This is a genomic window from Pseudoalteromonas sp. NSLLW24 (assembly GCF_015864725.1).
Taxonomy (GTDB): Bacteria; Pseudomonadota; Gammaproteobacteria; order Enterobacterales; family Alteromonadaceae; genus Pseudoalteromonas; species Pseudoalteromonas arctica.
The window spans coordinates 55,680-71,873 of the sequence record NZ_JADYWQ010000005.1; the positions used below are offsets into that span (position 1 = coordinate 55,680).

Sequence of the window (16,194 nt, forward strand, 5' to 3'; positions counted from 1 at the left end):
TAAGGAATTTTAATGAAAGTAAATCGCGTTGAAGTATTTGATATTCACTGTCCTGATCGACCTTCTTGGACACCTGTGTTTGTACGTATTCATACTGACGAAGGTATTAGTGGTGTTGGCGAAGCGGGCCTTGCATACGATTTAGGTCACAGTGCTGCAGCGGCTATGATTAAAGAAATGGCCGACGCCTTTTTAATCGGCCACGACCCTTTTCAAACAGAAAAACTATGGTCACGTATGTTACGTGAGAGCTTTTGGGGTTTAGGCGGCGGACCTGTTGTATATGCTGCAATGAGCGCAATTGATACCGCACTTTGGGATATAAAAGGTAAAGCGCTTGGTTTACCTGTATATCAATTGTTAGGCGGTAAAGTTAACGACAAACTACGCACTTACGCTTCGCAATTACAGTTCGACTGGGATAGCGAATTTAAAGCGCTCGTACAGCCGCAAGAATATGCAGAAGCGGCTTTAAAGGCGATGGCCGAAGGTTACGATGCAGTAAAAGTAGATCCAATTCAGTACGATAAAGACGGCAATACTTATTACGACCGTACAAAAATAATCTCACGTACTGAAATGAAGCTATACCGTGCGCGTATGCAAGCTATTCGCGAAGCAGTAGGCGACGAAGTAGACATTATTTTCGAATGCCACAGTTTACCGGGTGTTACAACCGCCATTCAGTTGGGTGAAATTGCAGAAGAATTTGACTGTATGTACTTTGAAGAGCCAGTTAACTATTTAAACCATTCATTACATGCAAAAGTAGCAGATAAAGTTAATGTGCCAATTGCTGGTGGTGAACGTTTGTATAATCGCTGGGGTGTGCGCCCGTACTTAGAAGATCAAAGTATTGATGTTCTACAACCTGATATTGGTTTATGTGGTGGTTTTACCGAAACCAAAAAAGTGTGTGATTACGCTGATATTTTTGATGTGCGTATTCAAGCTCACGTATGTGGCGGGCCTGTTGCAACAGCAGCATCACTGCACTTAGAAACGGCTATCCCTAATTTTTTGATTCATGAGCACCATACTTATGCGATTAAAAAGTGGAACCGCGAGTTATGTTTACAAGACCCACAACCTAAAAATGGTTTCTTTGAAGTGTCAGAAGAGCCTGGGTTAGGTATTGAATTAAACGATGAGATTGTTATGCGTTCTCAACGCGTAGAAATAAAATAATAGCCTTTTAACCTAACTTTAGGTCATGCATTAAAAAGCCGGTAAGTGATTAGTCACTTACCGGCTTTTACTTGTTCGGGGGGAGGTAAAGCTTGTTATAACTCGTTGATTTTACATTCCACGTCTTTAAGTTCAATAGTTGCTTTGCTATCGAGATGGCGTATGTAGCATTGCTTGCCTTTAATCATCAATTCAAACTGATCGGGTGTATTGCGACTTTGCGTGTCGATAATATTATTACCATCTACATTGCTAAGGGTTACTGTGCTGCTGGTAGTAAATACATCATCAGCTAATTGAGTCTCTTGCATATGTACAAGTGTTTTAATTGCTTTGCTAACGGCTGTTTTATTTGGCTTTGCCAGTAGGGCATGTTGCAGCTTAGGTGTCGGGTCTGGGTTTTGAGATATGCAGCCATTGAGAAGAAGCGCTGAAAATACAACGATTAGTAAAAAGTACATTTTCATAAATTGGCCGTATTATCATAAAAAGAGAGTTTAATATAACTAGTTTTACTTACACTTGGTAGTAGTGCTTAGCGTTTGTATAGCTAAGGTCATGCCATGTCTTATCGTTTGAGCATAACGCCTTATGGCAGTGCCATAGATTGTTGTAGCTTGTATTTATTTGGCACACAGGGAAGTTGCTAGCAAACATAATACGCTGCTGGCCAAAGTGATTAAAAAGAAAACTAAAACACGCTGCTTGTTGCTCGCTGGTGAGTTGTAGTAATTCAAAACCAGAGAATTTAATTGCTATGTTGTCATGCTGAGCAAGTAACTCAACACCTTGTCGCCAATCATTTAAATTACTTGGTAGTCCTGCATGATTAATTATAATTTGAAGCTGCGGTAGCTGCTTAGCGTAGTAAGCTATTTGTTTGGTTATTTCGCTATTTTCAATATCAAATTGAGCTTCAAAATGCAGTTGGGTATCTGATAACGTTGTTAGGTTTTTAAAACTATTAGCATCTAATAAACGCTTTGCGTCAGTACCTTCGGTTATATCTCTAATGCCACACAAACTCAGATGAGTTAAAGCTTCCAACGAGTTTATAAACTGATCAGCCGATGAGTCAATTTGGGTGTAACTAATAGCCTTAAATGAAAGGCTTTTTAAATGCGAGCTTAGCCAATTTAACTCGTTAATAGGGGAGATGTTATCAAACCCGGCTTCTATATGAACAAGCCCTACGAGTTCAAAGTCAGTACTTTTAACAAGTTGCTGTGCACTTACTGGTTGTTTAATTTTTTCTAGGTTAGGCCACGCTGGTGGGTTAGCGCCTTGTAGCCATGAGTATTGACCTTCTACTAAATTAAAAAAGTGTACGTGTGGGTCAATAATTTTTAGGCTCATTGCACATTACTCATTGAGCAGTGTAGCCACCGTCAATGCTTTGTAGGCTGCCAGTAATAAAGCTGGCATCGTCGCTTGCTAAAAAGCTCACAAGGGCGGCAACCTCGTCGGCTTGACCTAATCGGTTAAGCGGTTGAAGACTTGCTTCCTCGGCAACTATTTCAGCTTTGTTTGCGCCACTTTTTGCGCAGTACGCATCTATCGCGTTATGAAATAGCGGGGTTTCTATTGTGCCAGGGCATACCGCATTTGCTCTAATATTAAAACCCGCGTAATCAAGCGCTGTTGTTTTAGCCATTGAGGCAAGGGCATGTTTTGTTAGGTTATACGCAAAAGAGTTTTGCTTACCTATAATTGCCTGATCGGAAGCGACTAATATAATAGCGCCGCCATTTTGCGCTTTCATGCTTGGCAATACGCTTTGTATTGCGGCATAAGCGCCTTTAACATTAAGCGCAAAAAGTGCATCGAGAGTTTGCTCGTCGGTGCTTTCTATATTTGCGCTTAAGTGTTTTCCAGCATTAGAAACAAGTACATCAATACGTTTGCTTTGTTCACAGATAGCGTTGATACAGCTTTGTACCGCCGATACATCACTTACATCACACTGATGAAATATACCGATTTCGCTCAGCTCTATATCAAGGTTATGTACTTCATAGTCATTGTTTAGCAAACGCTTTACTACGGCTAAGCCAATACCTTTTGTACCACCTGTAACGACTGCAACTTTAGACATACTTACTTCCTTTATTGCTAACTAGTGAGAGTGACCACAGCCGCCTTCAGCGTGCACGTGTCCGTGAGAAACTTCTTCACTTGTTGCTTCACGTACCGATATAACTTCAACGTCAAACGTTAGTGTTTTGCCCGCAAATGGGTGGTTTAAATCACAATCTGCGTTAAAACGACCAACCTTAACAATAGTAACCTGATGACGACCTTGATTAGAGCTAACCATTGCTGTCATACCTGGTTTCCATACTTTAACGTCGCCTTGTAGGTGCTTAAGCGGAATACGTTGAATTAAGTCATCAACACGCTCGCCGTATGATTCACTTGGCTCTAGAGTTACACTAAATTTTTCGCCAGCTTCTTTGCCTTCAAGTGCTTTTTCTAAACCAGGAAGCATGCCTTCACTGCCATGAATGTAAGTAAGTGGCGCTTCGTTTGTGCTACTTTCAATTTGCTCGCCCGCTTCGCTAAGGGTGTAATGAAATTCAACTGCTGAATTTTTGCTAATTTGCATGCTTGTCTCTTCAAATAATAACTATGTTAGGGCGCAATTTTACGCGAAATATACTTGTTTATAAACTTAACGTGGCTGATTTAGTGTTTTTTGTAAATTTAGCAGAAAATCTTTTTTTGTTGGGGCTGCTTTTTGCTTTTCAGCCTGTGGTATAAACAGCACTAATTGAGTACCAGGCTTTAAAATGCTAGATGCAGAGAGTTTGTTCCATTTTGCCAAGTCGCTATGAGGTACATCGTAAAGCTGACTTATACTCCAAAGGCTATCGCCCGACTTAACTTCGTAATCTATTTCAATGGTGGGAATCGCAATCTCTTGGTGTTCTAAATAAGGGCTAATTTTGTAATCAACTGTTAATGTGCTTGGCAGGGTTTTAGGTTGTCCAACTAATAACTTTTCTCCAACGCCTATTAAATTATTATTTTTGTTATTAAGTTGTTTTAAAGCTTTTACCGACATACTAAAACGTCTAGCAATACCGTAAAGCGTGTCGTTTTGTTTAACGATGTACTCTCCAGCAAAGTTTGATTTAAAAAACTGACTTTTTAATAAAGCCTCTTGTCCTATAGGAAGCAGTAAAGTATGCGGCCCGTTAGGTGAGCTTTGATTTTTTAAATATCCCTGATTAATCGCGTGTAACTGCTTTGAGCCTATACCAGAGAGCTTAGCTATAACCGAAAAATCGAACTGCTGGCCTATATTCATCTGTGTTGTAAATGGCTTATATGCAAGCTTTGGGCGTTTTATGCCCTTTTGTGGGTGCTTAACTAAATAGCTTAAAGCGAGTAACTTGGGTACGTAGTCGGCGGTTTCTTTTGGCAGACTGAGTGACCAGTAATCCGTGCTTTTACCGCGTTTTTTGTTTTTTTCGATTGCGCGTTTAACGCGGCCCTCACCACTGTTATAAGCAGCCAAAGCATGTAGCCAATTACCATCAAAGCGTTTATGTAAGTAGCTTAAGTAATCAAGTGCAGCATCGGTTGAAGCAAGTACGTCTTGGCGCCCGTCGTACCATTGGTCTGACTTAACTCCAAAGTGATGCGCTGTTGCGCCAACTAACTGCCAAACACCAACAGCTTGCTGTGATGAGGCTATCGTTGGTCTAAAATCGCTTTCTACAAATGGTAGTAAAGCGAGCTCCATAGGTAGTTGCTTTTGCTCAATTTTTTTTACGATATGATACAGGTAAGGCGCTGCGCGTTTACTCACAGTTTGCAAGTAGTTAGGTTGCTTTGCGTACCAGCTGATACGCTTTTTTAACGCGCGATTTTGATAAACCGTAAAGTGTAGATTGTTGGCTATATGCACCCACAGATCGGTGGTTTTTGGTGGGCGCTTTTTTACGATTGTTTTTTTGAATTGAAGTGGCGTAACGTGCTCACTAACTTGGGGCGTTTGAGCTACTTCATCATCAATATCATAAGTATAGTCAGGCTCAAAATGAGTAAATATTTGTGGAGCTTCTTGTGGTTCTTGCTCCGTTGATTGACAACCAAATAACAAAATACCCAAACAACATAAAACCAAACTGCGCATAGTGATCACTTTTGTAAATTCCTTTTATTATTTTAACACAATCCGTTGTGTTGAGTTATTCTGCGCTTTTTGCGCGATTTAGGCCAGCTTGTAAAAAGAAGTTGCTCGATTTTATATTAAGCGCTTCTTGTTTATAAGGCTCAATAACTGATTCAGGAAACGATAGCATTAACTGCTCAATACTTTGATCTTTATTGTTTTTAACGTGCTCTATTATGGCTGTTAAAAATGATAGAGGCTGTTTCAGCTGCTCTTTTGTTAATGTGCCGCCGTGCCCAGGTAAAATAATAGTGAGCTTTTCGTCGTTAATATATTGCTTAAGCAACGTTTGCCAACTTTTAAGTTCACCGTGTCCAGGGTAAGGAAGCCAGTCAACGATATCGCCACCAATCAGCACACTGCCATTATTAGTAGTAATAGTTAAATCGCCGTTAGTATGGGCTTGTTGCGGCTCAAGCGTTACCTCAAAATCACCAAGGTCGATAACTTTACGACTATCAATTACTATTTCGGGTTTGCTAAGCTGATACTCCTGCCAGCGAAAAAGTCGTTTTTTTGCAAGCTCTAACTTATTTCGCCATTTAGCTTGCTCTTCTTTGGGCACATTCGCTAATCGTTGGTAGCTCAGCTCAATGCTCTTTTCATACGTGTCTAGTTTGTCGGTATATGCTGTTTGATAAAGGTTAAAATTTTTATTTACCTGCTGATGAACAATGAGCTTAGCATCAGGGTAAAAATTTTGCATAACCGCCATGCCCAGCAAGTGATCGTCGTGAAAGTGGGTAGCCACTAAATAGCATAAGGGTGTTTTAAGGCGTTTCTTTAAATCTTCAGCAAGTTGTTCAACTGCGGCAAAATTGGCGCTCGTATCAACAAGTAGGGCACATTTTTCGCCTTCAATTAATACTTGGTTAGAGTCGTAAAAGCGAAGCTTGTCTTGTTGCTTTAAAAACTGAATATGAGGGTTTATTGTATTCCAAGTGACGGCAGCATAGGTGCTAGGTACTATTGATAATAAAGTGCATGCTAATAGTAAGTGCTTACATGAAGAGGCTATGTTTGAAAGTTTTAACTTCATTTATTATCTCTACGCTGATGTTTAATTACTTTAATAATAAACAAAAAGCGCAGTATGCGCTTTTTATTTTTGGTGTTTGGGGTCATTTGCCAAATGCTGACTGAGTTTATCAATCATTTGGTCTTGATGCTGTTGCTCAACTGTCGCCTGTGTTTTTGCTTCTAGCAATTCGTGGCTTAAGTTTAATGCTGCCATTAGTAGGGCTTTTTGATCGTTTCTAACGGTTGAGCGTTGCTTCATTTGCTCAACTAAGTCATTTAGATTTTTAGCTGCTGCTATTAATGCATCTTCCTGCCCTTCAGGGCAAGCAAATTGCTGCTCTTTACCTAGCAACTCAACAGTGACCCGCTGGTTTTGCAGCTCAGACATTAGCTAGCCTGTTGTGCGCTTTGTAACTTATCAAGAAGACCAGATAAAGTAGTGCTGGCATCTTTTTGCTTTTCTTCATTTTCTAAAGCTTCAAGTTGTAGCAATTCGTTGTCATCGCTTAGTTTAGTGTTCTGTTCTTTTAAAGTAACAACATCTGTTTGTAATTGGTTATTACGTTCGATTAAAGAATCGATCAGTTGTTCGAGTTGTTGAAGAGTAGTGTTATTCATAAAGGCGCTCATATAACTGTAATTAATGTCATGCAAATGTAAAGCAAAGTGTGTTGATTTGCCAGCATTTACGGTGGTTTTAGCTGATTTTTCTTTTGCGTTAAGGGATAATTCAGCATATGGGCTTTTTCATTCAGAAATGGTTCACTTAAACACTCTCTTATCTTGGTGTAAGTTGCCAAAGCCTAGTGCTTATGGTTCACTTACGATATTAAATTGCGTATGGCGAAAATAAATAATGCTTAGTTACAGACACTCATTTCATGCGGGTAATCCTGCCGATGTACTTAAACACTTAGTACTGGCACAAGTGCTAAATTATCAAACAATTAAAGATAAACCGCTTGATTATATAGACACACATTCAGGTGCTGGCTTTTTTGAACTTGCAGCTGCCGATGCGCAAAAAACGCAAGAGTATCAAGATGGTATTGAAAAACTTTGGCATCATAAAAGTGAGCATGCTGAGCTTAATGAATACATTGAATTAATTAAGTCATTTAACGACACTGACGAACTTGCGTTTTATCCAGGTTCACCAAAAATTGCAGAGCACTACTTACGCCGCCAAGATAAGGGTTGGTTTTTTGAACTGCACCCGCGCGATTTATTATTACTTGAAGAAAACATGCAAGGTAAGCGATCTATTCGTGTACGTGGAGAGGATGGTTTTGCAGGTTTAGTTGGTTTATTACCACCAGCATCTCGCAGAGCGTGTGTATTAATTGACCCTCCATACGAAATTAAAGATGACTACGAAACGGTTGTAAAAACCTTAGTTAAAGCTCATCAGCGCTTTGCTACAGGTACTTACATGATTTGGTATCCGGTTGTTGATAGAGAACGCATTGATAATATGGAGCAGGGCTTAATTGATTCAGGAATGCGCAACATTCAGTTATTTGAATTAGGCACTGAAGCGGATACTGACGTACACGGTATGACAGCATCGGGCATGATTGTAATTAATCCTCCATGGAAGCTAAAGCAAACAATGGATGCAATAATGCCTGAGCTTGTTGGTTTGTTAAGTGAGCCAAGTGGTTTTTACCGAAGTGAACAACTCGTTGATGAGTAACTTTAAATAGCGCTTATAACGAATAATAAAATGCCCAGCTTTGCTGGGCATTTTATTTAAAATCAATACGAATGTGTTAGGTAATATTTATATAAGGGAGCTAAATATTAATTAAAATAAACCGCACTAAAAGTAGCAAGTGTATTACCGCGACTGTTTTTAAGTTTTAGTGATTCACCTGTTATTTCCCACTTTGAAGTTTTGCTAAGTACGTCAGACATAGCCGCTTCTTGGCTCATATTATCCGAGCACATCTTTTTTGTACTTGCTAGCTGACTAAGTGTAATTGTTTGCTGCTCGGTGCTATAGCTTCCGCTAAAATTATTACAGCCTAAAAAGCCATTAACGCGGTGGTCTTTATTGAACTGAATGAATGGTTCTTTAGTTGTAACATTCACAGTTTGAGCATTTATTGTTATTGCTTTCCAGTAAGTATTTGTGAGTGTTACATCGGGTTTTTGAGTCGACACTTTTGAAAGCTCAATTTTATAGGGGGTAGTTAACTGTGATTCTGCAAACGGGTCATGATTTGTTGTACTTGTGTAAAGCACTTTGTCTTTATTTATAATTCTGGCGCTTAGGCTATAGCGATGTTTATCGCTAATTTTGCTGGCATCATAAATTAGCTCAACGGTAAATGGCGGGGCTTGGGTTACATCAATCACTTCTTGTGTGATTATATCGGCTTTTACATCCATTTTAGATACATTGGAAAGCGTAACTATTAATTGCGAGCCAGGGCGAAGCATACTGCGATCTTTGTAGCTAGCTTGGATAGTTAGGCTGGTTATTGCTTCTGCAATTTCTGTGTTTTTAGTCGATTTAGTTTGCTCACCGCAGCCAGTTACTGCAAAAGCGCTAAGCGCCAATAAGCCAATCCCTGCAACTGCTTTTTTACGCGAAGATACTGCTTGATGCTTTTCCATGTTGGTTATCCTTACTCAATATTATGTCCTTAGTGTATTACCTAGTTACTTAATCATTCCTTAACTTATTTTAAACATAAAAAAAGGCGCATTAGCGCCTTTAATAATTAAAAACAAACGATTATTTTTTAACAAACTTAGTTAAAATAACAATGCGCTGGCCGTCAACTCGCCCTTCAATATGTTCAGGGTTGCTGGTTAGGCCAATATTACGAACAGCTGTTCCACGTTTAGCGGTAAGGCTACTGCCTTTAACGTCTAAGTCTTTAATTAGGGTAACAGTATCGCCTGCTTGAAGTACTACACCGTTGCTATCTACATGCTTTAAATCGTCATCTTCGGCAAGTGCTTTTTTAGCCCAGGTTAGCGTGTCTTCTTCAAGGTAAATCATGTCTAGCGCATCTTGTGCCCAGCCATTATCAGGCGCTAAACGCGAAAGCATTCTGTAAGCTACAACTTGTACTGCAGGAGTTTGACTCCACATGCTATCGTTTAAACAGTGCCAATGTGTAGGCGTTATTTCGCTGTTATTCTCGATTTGATCTTTACATGTTTGACACGTGTAAATACATTTATCTGAGTGGGTTTCAGTTACCGGTGGTACTTCATAAACAGATAAGTTCTCGGTGGCTGCACACAATTCACATTGATTATTACTACGTTCGATTAAGGCTTTTTCAATACTCATGGGGCTCTTTCTGATTCTGGTCGAGTTAACATTTGCTGCTATTATACTCCAAAACACGAGCTCTGCGCCATTAGTCCCTTAATTTTGTGTGGGTATATTACTCATATACTTATCTTCAATACTTTTTATATATCCTTGAGCGTGAAGGTTTTTAATTGCTAGGTTTATTTGGGGCAATAACCCTTTATGTTTGCTCAATAAACGAATTCTTAAAAAACCATGGGAATGCTGTGCGCCAAAGGCAATGTTTATCTCTAACTGCTCTGCCCAATAGAGCGCAGTTAACTTACCTATTAGTGCTGCTTCTACACGGTTTCTTGATAGAGCGGTCATAAGTTCTTTCTCGGATGGAAAGTCAACACGCTCAAAGGTGTTGTCATTAAAGTAATAGTAACCTAGTACCGTTCCTATATTTTTGCCCTTTAAGCTATCAGCGCTTTGCCAGTTCCGGGCATTTTTAGGCAAGGTAACAATCATTTCTGTGGCATAAATAAGGGGCTCTGAAAAAACATAACGAGAGTCATTTCTCTCATCCTTTGGAAGCCATTCTAATGAAATAACATCAAAATCGATTATTTCATCTTGTAAATATTTGGTAATACGCTTTGTGGGTAGGTCGATATGAGAAGCTGCAATATTTGCATCATCGAGTGCTTTTTCAATAATTTCGGGTAATACACCAGGCTTTTCTGGATCATTTGTATAATATGGATAATGACTACCTGACGCGCTAACATTGTATTTGAGAGGAGTAGGGTTAATGCTGGCATAGCTAAAAAATACAAATAGCAGAGGGCTCAGTACTAATAACCGAATAAAGTTAGCCAAATCTCCACCTTTTATATTAATATTTTTATATTAGTGTTATGTAATTTTAACATTTTTGCAATGACGACTATGTTTATCTTATGCGAGTTGCATTAAAGTACACATATTATTGGCTGTTTTGCCATCTCTTATTTATAGGTTTAGAGCCAAGTGAAATTAAATAACATACCTGATGAGGTACAAAAAATAACTCAGTTTGTCGCGCGGCAACCTATTTTTGATATAGAGCAGAATGTTTTCTCTTACGAACTGCTTTATCGAGACTCAGCCAACAATGCGTTTCCTGTGGGCACTTCTGATGTGCATGCGACAAGCCGCCTGTTTTTTAATGTATTAATGTTGGTAGGTTTAGATAGACTTACCGCGCATCATTTAGCTTTTATAAACTTGTCATCAGAAACTATTCTCGATAACTTTCCCAAACTTTTATTGCCAGAAAATAGTGTTATTGAAATAGTAGAGCGCACGGGCAATATTCCTGCGGTTGCTGAGCGTGTGCAAGAACTTAAAAAAGAAGGGTATGTTTTTGCACTTGATGATTACGATGGCGATCCAAAATGGGAGCCACTATTAGCACATGTTGATTACATAAAAATTGAGATAGATGATCCGGTTATTAAAACCAATATGCGCATTAAAAAAATAAAACGCGCAAATCCACATGCAAAAATAATTGTTGAACGAATAGAGACGCATGAACAATTTAATATATTAAAATTGGCAGGCTGTGATTTATTTCAGGGGTTCTTTTTTTCTCGCCCAGAAATGATTACGTATAAAGGTGTAGAGCCTTCAAAGTTAACTGTTTTTGATCTATTGCGTTTTACAGCAAAACAAAAACTTTGCTTTAAAGAAGTTTATCAACGAGTGGCCAGAGATGTAGCCATAACAGCCAGGGTTTTAAAGCTGGCAAACGCGCGTTCAGGAAAAGCAAATTTAGTTATTACTTCTATTTCACAAGCGGTTATTTATTTAGGTGAAGATACAATAAGGCAATTTGTTCGTGTATTAGCAATTAGTGAGTTGGGGGTCGAAAAACCAACCGAATTAACTAAGCTTGCTTTAACGCGGGCTCAATTTATGTCGCTTATTTTAGAGCAAAATAATAAAGAGCTGACCGAGCAAGGGTATCTAGTGGGTTTGTTCTCGGTGCTTGATGCTATTTTAGATGCTGATTTAAAAGACATAGTTAAAGAGTTTACCTTAGATGCAGCTATATCTGATGCGTTACTATTAGAGAGCGGCATTTTAGGAAACTGTTTATCGCTTATAAAAGAATTTGAATTAGATAATGTAGATGAAGCTATGGTCCATTTGGCCAACATAAACTCAGAGCTACACATTGGCGATATATTTAATTTTTTACTGGATGCTGTTTTATACAGTGACGATATTATTGAGGCAATAGCAGAATAAATATGCGTAATTGGTTGTCGGTTATAAGTGTAGTGGTTGCTCTTTGTTTATTGTTTCCTGGTATTACAAAACCAGTATTAACAATAGAGGGCAACATAGATAAATCAAAACTAGCGCAAGCGGGTATTGAAATGCTGGCTGAAGAGGGCGATGGTCGAACTCGCAGTATGCTAATAATGTTCTCGAACATGCTAGGGCTTGATAAGTTAGAAGGTGAGATTAGCGCCTATAACAAAACACAAAGTATTTTAGGCACAGTTAAAGAGCTTGCTAGCAATAATAATTTATTTGTAGCCGCTTTAGTGGGGTTGTTTTCTATTGTTATTCCAAGCTTAAAGCTATTATTACAGTTGCTTTATTGTTGCCTACCTTTGAATGGGTTTAAGCAAAAGCTCGGTCTGGTTATTTGTGCATTAAGTAAGTGGAGCATGGTTGATGTATTTGTTATTGCATTAATAGTGACTTACTTAGCAGGTAACGCCCATGGTAAAAGTGGCGAGCTACTTGTTATGAATGCACAATTTGGTGAAGGGTTTTGGTATTTTAGCGCATATTGTATATTTGCAATTATCGCGAGTAACTTAATTAAAACACCTGCTAAACCGCAGTCTACATAATTAAAGTATTTGTGGTTGCCGTTAGGTTGCCTTACAATTATTTTAAAGTTTATTAAAAGGCATAATGTTGCAACGTTTTTACTCTAGTTTACTCATGATAACTTTACTGCTCACTTTTGTGGGTCAGGCAGTTGCGTCTGTAGCTATGGTATGCGAAATGCCACATATGCCAACTAAAACAGCAACGCATGCCCAAATGCCAATGATACAAAGTAGTGATGTAACAGCTGTCGTTAGCATGTCTGAAAATATGATGCAGATGGATTGTTGCGACGACGAAAGTACGCCACAAAATGACTGTAAATGCCCTATGAGTGGCTGCGCTGCTAACTCAATGCTTAATGTTGATACTTTATTTAGCGTTACTTTACTTGAATCTGAAAAAGTAAATGTACGTGTATTTACTACACAAATTAATATACCTCGTTCACTCTATCGCCCTCCTATGTCTGCTTAATAGCAGGATAGGTGTAATATCAATTTTATTGAAAACATGCTCATTCTAGCGAGTTAAATAACTCTCTAACTGCGTTAAAAATTACTTATATAAAGCAACTATACTGCGTAATTTTTTCCTTGTTATAGAGCTATTTCCCTACCGCAATAATAGATCATTAATTCAATGCAATTGATATAAAAGGTTTTTGTAAAACTCCTAAACACCTTTTTTGCTTTCTAATTTAAGATTTTCTTTTATTTTTAGATGGAGCAGGTGATGAACCACGCTGTAAGTATTAAAGTCGTATTATGTAGTGTTGTGTTATTTAGCACAGCTGTTAATGCGCAAAACAATCAAAATAACCTAAATACCGAAATACTAAAGCAAACTAGTAATGAGCAAACGCTTAGCTTAACGCAAGCGCTTAATTATGCGCTAACGTATGAGCCATGGCTAAAAGCGAGTGGCTACCAAGAAGATGCAGCAATAGCGCAAAGCATTGCCGCAGGCACCTTACCCGATCCTGTTTTAACGGTTGGCTTACTCAACTTACCTACTAACGGTTATGCGTTTGACCAAGAAGGGATGACGCAGCTTAAAGTTGATTTGAGCCAAAAGTTTAGCCGAGGGAATAGTTTAGCGCTTAGAAAAAAAGCATTAGCACAGTCTGCTCAACAATACCCTTGGCAGCGCGCCGATCGCTTAGCACAAGTAAAAGCAATTGTGATTGAGTCGTGGTTAAACGCGTATCGTGCTCAGCGAAGTATTGCTTTAATTGAGCAAGATAAAGGGCTATTTACTCAACTTATTGACATTACCGAAGCAAGCTACGCAAGCACCTTAGGTAAAACACGTCAGCAAGATATTATTCGTGCGCAATTAGAACTCACCCGTCTTGAAGATAAGCTGGTTATGCTTGAGCAGCAATTTGAAAGTGCTAAAAACCGTTTAGCACAGTGGTTACCTATGAATATGCTTATGCAGCCTTTAAATACTGAGTTTACTAAAACCACAGGGCTGGTTGATTTTGCGAGCCTTGAATTTGATGAGCTAATACAGTTGCTTATGGCGCATCCCGCAATTATTGCGATAGATAAAACCGTAACGGCAAAGCAAACCGAAGTTGCGCTCGCTAAGCAAAGCTACAAACCTCAAATGGGCGTTAATGTGGGTTATGGTTACCGAGATGATACCCCGATGGGTGAGTCGCGAGCTGATTTACTCTCTGTAGGGTTTAGTATTGATTTGCCATTGTTTACTGATAACAGACAAGATCAACAGGTTAAATCGGCTATTGCTAGTGCAGAAGCTACTAAAACACAAAAGCTGGTGGCGCTTCAAAAACTCAAAGGCATGTACTTTAAGGAGTTTAGCCAACTCGCTCGTTTGCAAAAACGCGATGCGCTTTATCAAAATACGTTATTACCGCAAATGTCAGAGCAATCTCAGGCAACACTAAATGCTTATACACGCGACGACGGGGATTTTTCTGACGTGATGCGCGCGCGCATTGGTGAACTTAACGCCAAAATTGATGCACTGAATATTCAAGTAGATCAACATATTATTACCGCCCGCCTTAATTATTATGCAAGTAGCTTAGACACCCAAGTAATGAGCGAGCAAACTGGAGAATTACACAATGAATACTAATTTAAAGTTACTTGTTGCCGCCTTAGTTGGCGCAGGCGCCTTTGGGTTAATAGGCGGCTTAGTAATGCAGTTTTTACCTAGCAACTCGGCAATGAATGAACAGCAAAGCGCTGAAAAACAGCCCTTATATTGGGTAGCCCCTATGGATAGTAATTACAGGCGTGACGCGCCAGGGCTTTCGCCAATGGGAATGGATTTAGTACCTGTGTATGAAAACGCTAGCAAGGCTCAGGATGGACCAGGTGCTGTAACTATTTCGCCTGCAGTCGTTAATAACTTTGGTGTAAGAACTGCCAAAGTGCAGCTTAAAACACTTCACAGAGATATAAATACTGTGGGTTATGTGCAATATAACCAAGACCAACTTATTCACATTCATCCGCGTGTAGAAGGCTGGATTGAAAGTTTATACGTTAAAGCACAAGGCGCAGAAGTTAAAGCCGGTGAGCCTTTATATACATTGTATTCACCACAATTGGTGAACGCACAGGAAGAGCTTTTATTGGCGGTTAATCGTAATAATACCGTGTTAATTCGCGCTGCAAAGGCGCGTTTAGAGTCTTTAAATGTGTCTGATGGATTTATCGAGCGCTTACAAAAAAATAAAAAGATAATGCAAAATATTACTTTTTACGCAAAACAAAGTGGTGTGGTAGATGAGCTAACAGTACGAGAGGGCTTTTACGTTAAACCAGGCACATCAATGATGAGTATTGCCCAGCTTGATGAAATTTGGGTAGAGGCGGAAGTGTTCGAGCGCCAATCAGAACAAGTGAGTGTTGGGTTGCCCGTTACAATGACGCTTGATTACTTAAAAGGTCAAAAGTGGGAAGGTAAGGTTGATTACATTTACCCCGCGCTTGATGCTAAAAACCGGACTCTGCGTGTAAGGCTTAGGTTTGAAAATGCAGATCATCGGTTAAAACCAAATATGTTTGCACAAGTGAGCATTCACGCTAAAGCGAGTAAGGCGCAATTTACAGTCCCTAAAGAAGCGGTAATCCGCACGCAGCATCAAAACCGCGTGGTTATTGCATTAGGTGAGGGTCGTTTTAAATCGGTAGAAGTTGAAGTTGGGCAAATTAATAGTAATGAAGCGGTCATTTTGTCAGGTGTAATGACAGGTGACACGGTAGTGACTTCAGCGCAATTTTTAATAGACTCTGAATCGAGTAAAAGCTCCGACTTTAAACGAATGGAAATGCCTAGTTCTAGTATTAACTCAGGTATGAGTTCGGATTCTGGTTCAGACTCAAATATGAACATGGATATGCAGCCACAAAATGCGACTGTTAACGGTACTATTAACGCCATAGATACACAAAATCGCATTATTAATATTAGCCGAGAAGCCATTGAAAAATGGAATCGAGAACCCGCCACAATGGACTTTGTATTAGCGCCAGATATTGATATTACTAAGTTTGAAAATGCCCAGTATATTAATTTTACTTTTAGCATTATTAACGATGAATTTGTAATTACTAAAGCGCAAAACGCAGAGCCGATTGATCATTCTACTATGCAACATAGTTCTCACTAG

General features: G+C 39.2%; 18 protein-coding genes. 7 read left to right on the forward strand and 11 right to left on the reverse strand.

The window, feature by feature from the left end; all coding sequences use genetic code 11:
- Window positions 1–12: 12 nt before the first annotated feature.
- Window positions 13–1,188: a mandelate racemase/muconate lactonizing enzyme family protein gene (locus I6E72_RS06585; RefSeq protein WP_007375956.1), complete on the forward strand. Its 1,176-nt coding sequence runs from the start codon at window positions 13–15 to the stop codon at window positions 1,186–1,188.
- 95 nt (window positions 1,189–1,283) lie between these two features.
- On the opposite strand, the gene I6E72_RS06590 is transcribed toward I6E72_RS06585, so the two are convergent.
- The 8 genes from I6E72_RS06590 to I6E72_RS06625 all read right to left on the reverse strand — a co-directional run bounded on the left by I6E72_RS06590 (window position 1,284) and on the right by I6E72_RS06625 (window position 7,006).
- The gene (locus I6E72_RS06590; protein WP_165722404.1) at window positions 1,284–1,655 is read right to left on the reverse strand and encodes a hypothetical protein; all 372 of its coding nucleotides are present in this window, start codon (window positions 1,653–1,655) and stop codon (window positions 1,284–1,286) included.
- A 49-nt stretch (window positions 1,656–1,704) separates the two neighbouring features.
- On the reverse strand, window positions 1,705–2,544 hold the full coding sequence (locus tag I6E72_RS06595; protein WP_197111546.1) for an amidohydrolase family protein: 840 nt from the start codon (window positions 2,542–2,544) through the stop codon (window positions 1,705–1,707).
- Window positions 2,545–2,554: 10 nt separating this feature from the next.
- A complete protein-coding gene (locus tag I6E72_RS06600; RefSeq protein ID WP_197111548.1) occupies window positions 2,555–3,283 on the reverse strand; it encodes an SDR family NAD(P)-dependent oxidoreductase in 729 nt (242 codons plus the stop codon).
- Window positions 3,284–3,304: 21 nt separating this feature from the next.
- Entirely contained in the window at window positions 3,305–3,793 is a 489-nt protein-coding gene (locus I6E72_RS06605) for an FKBP-type peptidyl-prolyl cis-trans isomerase (protein ID WP_007586440.1), read from the reverse strand.
- Window positions 3,794–3,859: 66 nt separating this feature from the next.
- A complete protein-coding gene (locus tag I6E72_RS06610) occupies window positions 3,860–5,329 on the reverse strand; it encodes a LysM peptidoglycan-binding domain-containing protein (RefSeq protein ID WP_101164327.1) in 1,470 nt (489 codons plus the stop codon).
- 55 nt (window positions 5,330–5,384) lie between these two features.
- Window positions 5,385–6,407 (reverse strand): MBL fold metallo-hydrolase, encoded by a 1,023-nt coding sequence (locus tag I6E72_RS06615; protein WP_197111550.1) that lies wholly within the window; start codon window positions 6,405–6,407, stop codon window positions 5,385–5,387.
- Window positions 6,408–6,470: 63 nt separating this feature from the next.
- Entirely contained in the window at window positions 6,471–6,776 is a 306-nt protein-coding gene (locus I6E72_RS06620; RefSeq protein WP_007586447.1) for a cell division protein ZapA, read from the reverse strand.
- Window positions 6,776–7,006: a hypothetical protein gene (locus tag I6E72_RS06625; RefSeq protein ID WP_007586448.1), complete on the reverse strand. Its 231-nt coding sequence runs from the start codon at window positions 7,004–7,006 to the stop codon at window positions 6,776–6,778. Before I6E72_RS06625 ends, I6E72_RS06620 begins: the two co-directional genes overlap by 1 nt.
- A gap of 238 nt (window positions 7,007–7,244) precedes the next feature.
- On the opposite strand from I6E72_RS06625, the gene I6E72_RS06630 reads away from it, so the two are divergent.
- Window positions 7,245–8,084 (forward strand): 23S rRNA (adenine(2030)-N(6))-methyltransferase RlmJ, encoded by an 840-nt coding sequence (locus tag I6E72_RS06630; protein ID WP_121953748.1) that lies wholly within the window; start codon window positions 7,245–7,247, stop codon window positions 8,082–8,084.
- Between the two features lie 107 nt (window positions 8,085–8,191).
- Here I6E72_RS06630 and I6E72_RS06635 read toward each other — a convergent pair whose 3' ends face one another.
- From I6E72_RS06635 to I6E72_RS06645, 3 genes are all read right to left on the reverse strand, one after another.
- Window positions 8,192–9,010 (reverse strand): META domain-containing protein, encoded by an 819-nt coding sequence (locus I6E72_RS06635; RefSeq protein ID WP_121953749.1) that lies wholly within the window; start codon window positions 9,008–9,010, stop codon window positions 8,192–8,194.
- 121 nt (window positions 9,011–9,131) lie between these two features.
- Entirely contained in the window at window positions 9,132–9,698 is a 567-nt protein-coding gene (locus I6E72_RS06640; protein WP_007586451.1) for a PhnA domain-containing protein, read from the reverse strand.
- A 78-nt stretch (window positions 9,699–9,776) separates the two neighbouring features.
- Window positions 9,777–10,526 (reverse strand): substrate-binding periplasmic protein, encoded by a 750-nt coding sequence (locus tag I6E72_RS06645; protein WP_197111552.1) that lies wholly within the window; start codon window positions 10,524–10,526, stop codon window positions 9,777–9,779.
- A 150-nt stretch (window positions 10,527–10,676) separates the two neighbouring features.
- On the opposite strand from I6E72_RS06645, the gene I6E72_RS06650 reads away from it, so the two are divergent.
- The 5 genes from I6E72_RS06650 (at window position 10,677) to I6E72_RS06670 (ending at window position 16,194) form a co-directional block, all read left to right on the forward strand.
- Window positions 10,677–11,942: an EAL and HDOD domain-containing protein gene (locus I6E72_RS06650; RefSeq protein WP_197111554.1), complete on the forward strand. Its 1,266-nt coding sequence runs from the start codon at window positions 10,677–10,679 to the stop codon at window positions 11,940–11,942.
- A 2-nt stretch (window positions 11,943–11,944) separates the two neighbouring features.
- Window positions 11,945–12,559, forward strand: coding sequence for a paraquat-inducible protein A (locus I6E72_RS06655; protein ID WP_197111556.1), 615 nt, complete (start codon window positions 11,945–11,947; stop codon window positions 12,557–12,559).
- 94 nt (window positions 12,560–12,653) lie between these two features.
- On the forward strand, window positions 12,654–13,016 hold the full coding sequence (locus I6E72_RS06660; RefSeq protein WP_331459203.1) for a hypothetical protein: 363 nt from the start codon (window positions 12,654–12,656) through the stop codon (window positions 13,014–13,016).
- A gap of 258 nt (window positions 13,017–13,274) precedes the next feature.
- The gene (locus I6E72_RS06665; protein ID WP_165736124.1) at window positions 13,275–14,651 is read left to right on the forward strand and encodes a TolC family protein; all 1,377 of its coding nucleotides are present in this window, start codon (window positions 13,275–13,277) and stop codon (window positions 14,649–14,651) included.
- Window positions 14,641–16,194 carry an efflux RND transporter periplasmic adaptor subunit gene (locus tag I6E72_RS06670; protein ID WP_197111558.1) on the forward strand — a complete coding sequence of 518 codons (1,554 nt, stop codon included), beginning with the start codon at window positions 14,641–14,643 and terminating at the stop codon, window positions 16,192–16,194. Before I6E72_RS06665 ends, I6E72_RS06670 begins: the two co-directional genes overlap by 11 nt.

Coding starts and splice junctions, on each gene's coding strand:
- I6E72_RS06585 (WP_007375956.1), top strand. CDS start 13: ATGAAAGTAAATCGCGTTGAAGTATTTGATATTCACTGTCCTGATCGA.
- I6E72_RS06590 (WP_165722404.1), bottom strand. CDS start 1,655: ATGAAAATGTACTTTTTACTAATCGTTGTATTTTCAGCGCTTCTTCTC.
- I6E72_RS06595 (WP_197111546.1), bottom strand. CDS start 2,544: ATGAGCCTAAAAATTATTGACCCACACGTACACTTTTTTAATTTAGTA.
- I6E72_RS06600 (WP_197111548.1), bottom strand. CDS start 3,283: ATGTCTAAAGTTGCAGTCGTTACAGGTGGTACAAAAGGTATTGGCTTA.
- I6E72_RS06605 (WP_007586440.1), bottom strand. CDS start 3,793: ATGCAAATTAGCAAAAATTCAGCAGTTGAATTTCATTACACCCTTAGC.
- I6E72_RS06610 (WP_101164327.1), bottom strand. CDS start 5,329: ATGCGCAGTTTGGTTTTATGTTGTTTGGGTATTTTGTTATTTGGTTGT.
- I6E72_RS06615 (WP_197111550.1), bottom strand. CDS start 6,407: ATGAAGTTAAAACTTTCAAACATAGCCTCTTCATGTAAGCACTTACTA.
- I6E72_RS06620 (WP_007586447.1), bottom strand. CDS start 6,776: ATGTCTGAGCTGCAAAACCAGCGGGTCACTGTTGAGTTGCTAGGTAAA.
- I6E72_RS06625 (WP_007586448.1), bottom strand. CDS start 7,006: ATGAATAACACTACTCTTCAACAACTCGAACAACTGATCGATTCTTTA.
- I6E72_RS06630 (WP_121953748.1), top strand. CDS start 7,245: ATGCTTAGTTACAGACACTCATTTCATGCGGGTAATCCTGCCGATGTA.
- I6E72_RS06635 (WP_121953749.1), bottom strand. CDS start 9,010: ATGGAAAAGCATCAAGCAGTATCTTCGCGTAAAAAAGCAGTTGCAGGG.
- I6E72_RS06640 (WP_007586451.1), bottom strand. CDS start 9,698: ATGAGTATTGAAAAAGCCTTAATCGAACGTAGTAATAATCAATGTGAA.
- I6E72_RS06655 (WP_197111556.1), top strand. CDS start 11,945: ATGCGTAATTGGTTGTCGGTTATAAGTGTAGTGGTTGCTCTTTGTTTA.
- I6E72_RS06660 (WP_331459203.1), top strand. CDS start 12,654: ATGATAACTTTACTGCTCACTTTTGTGGGTCAGGCAGTTGCGTCTGTA.
- I6E72_RS06665 (WP_165736124.1), top strand. CDS start 13,275: ATGAACCACGCTGTAAGTATTAAAGTCGTATTATGTAGTGTTGTGTTA.
- I6E72_RS06670 (WP_197111558.1), top strand. CDS start 14,641: ATGAATACTAATTTAAAGTTACTTGTTGCCGCCTTAGTTGGCGCAGGC.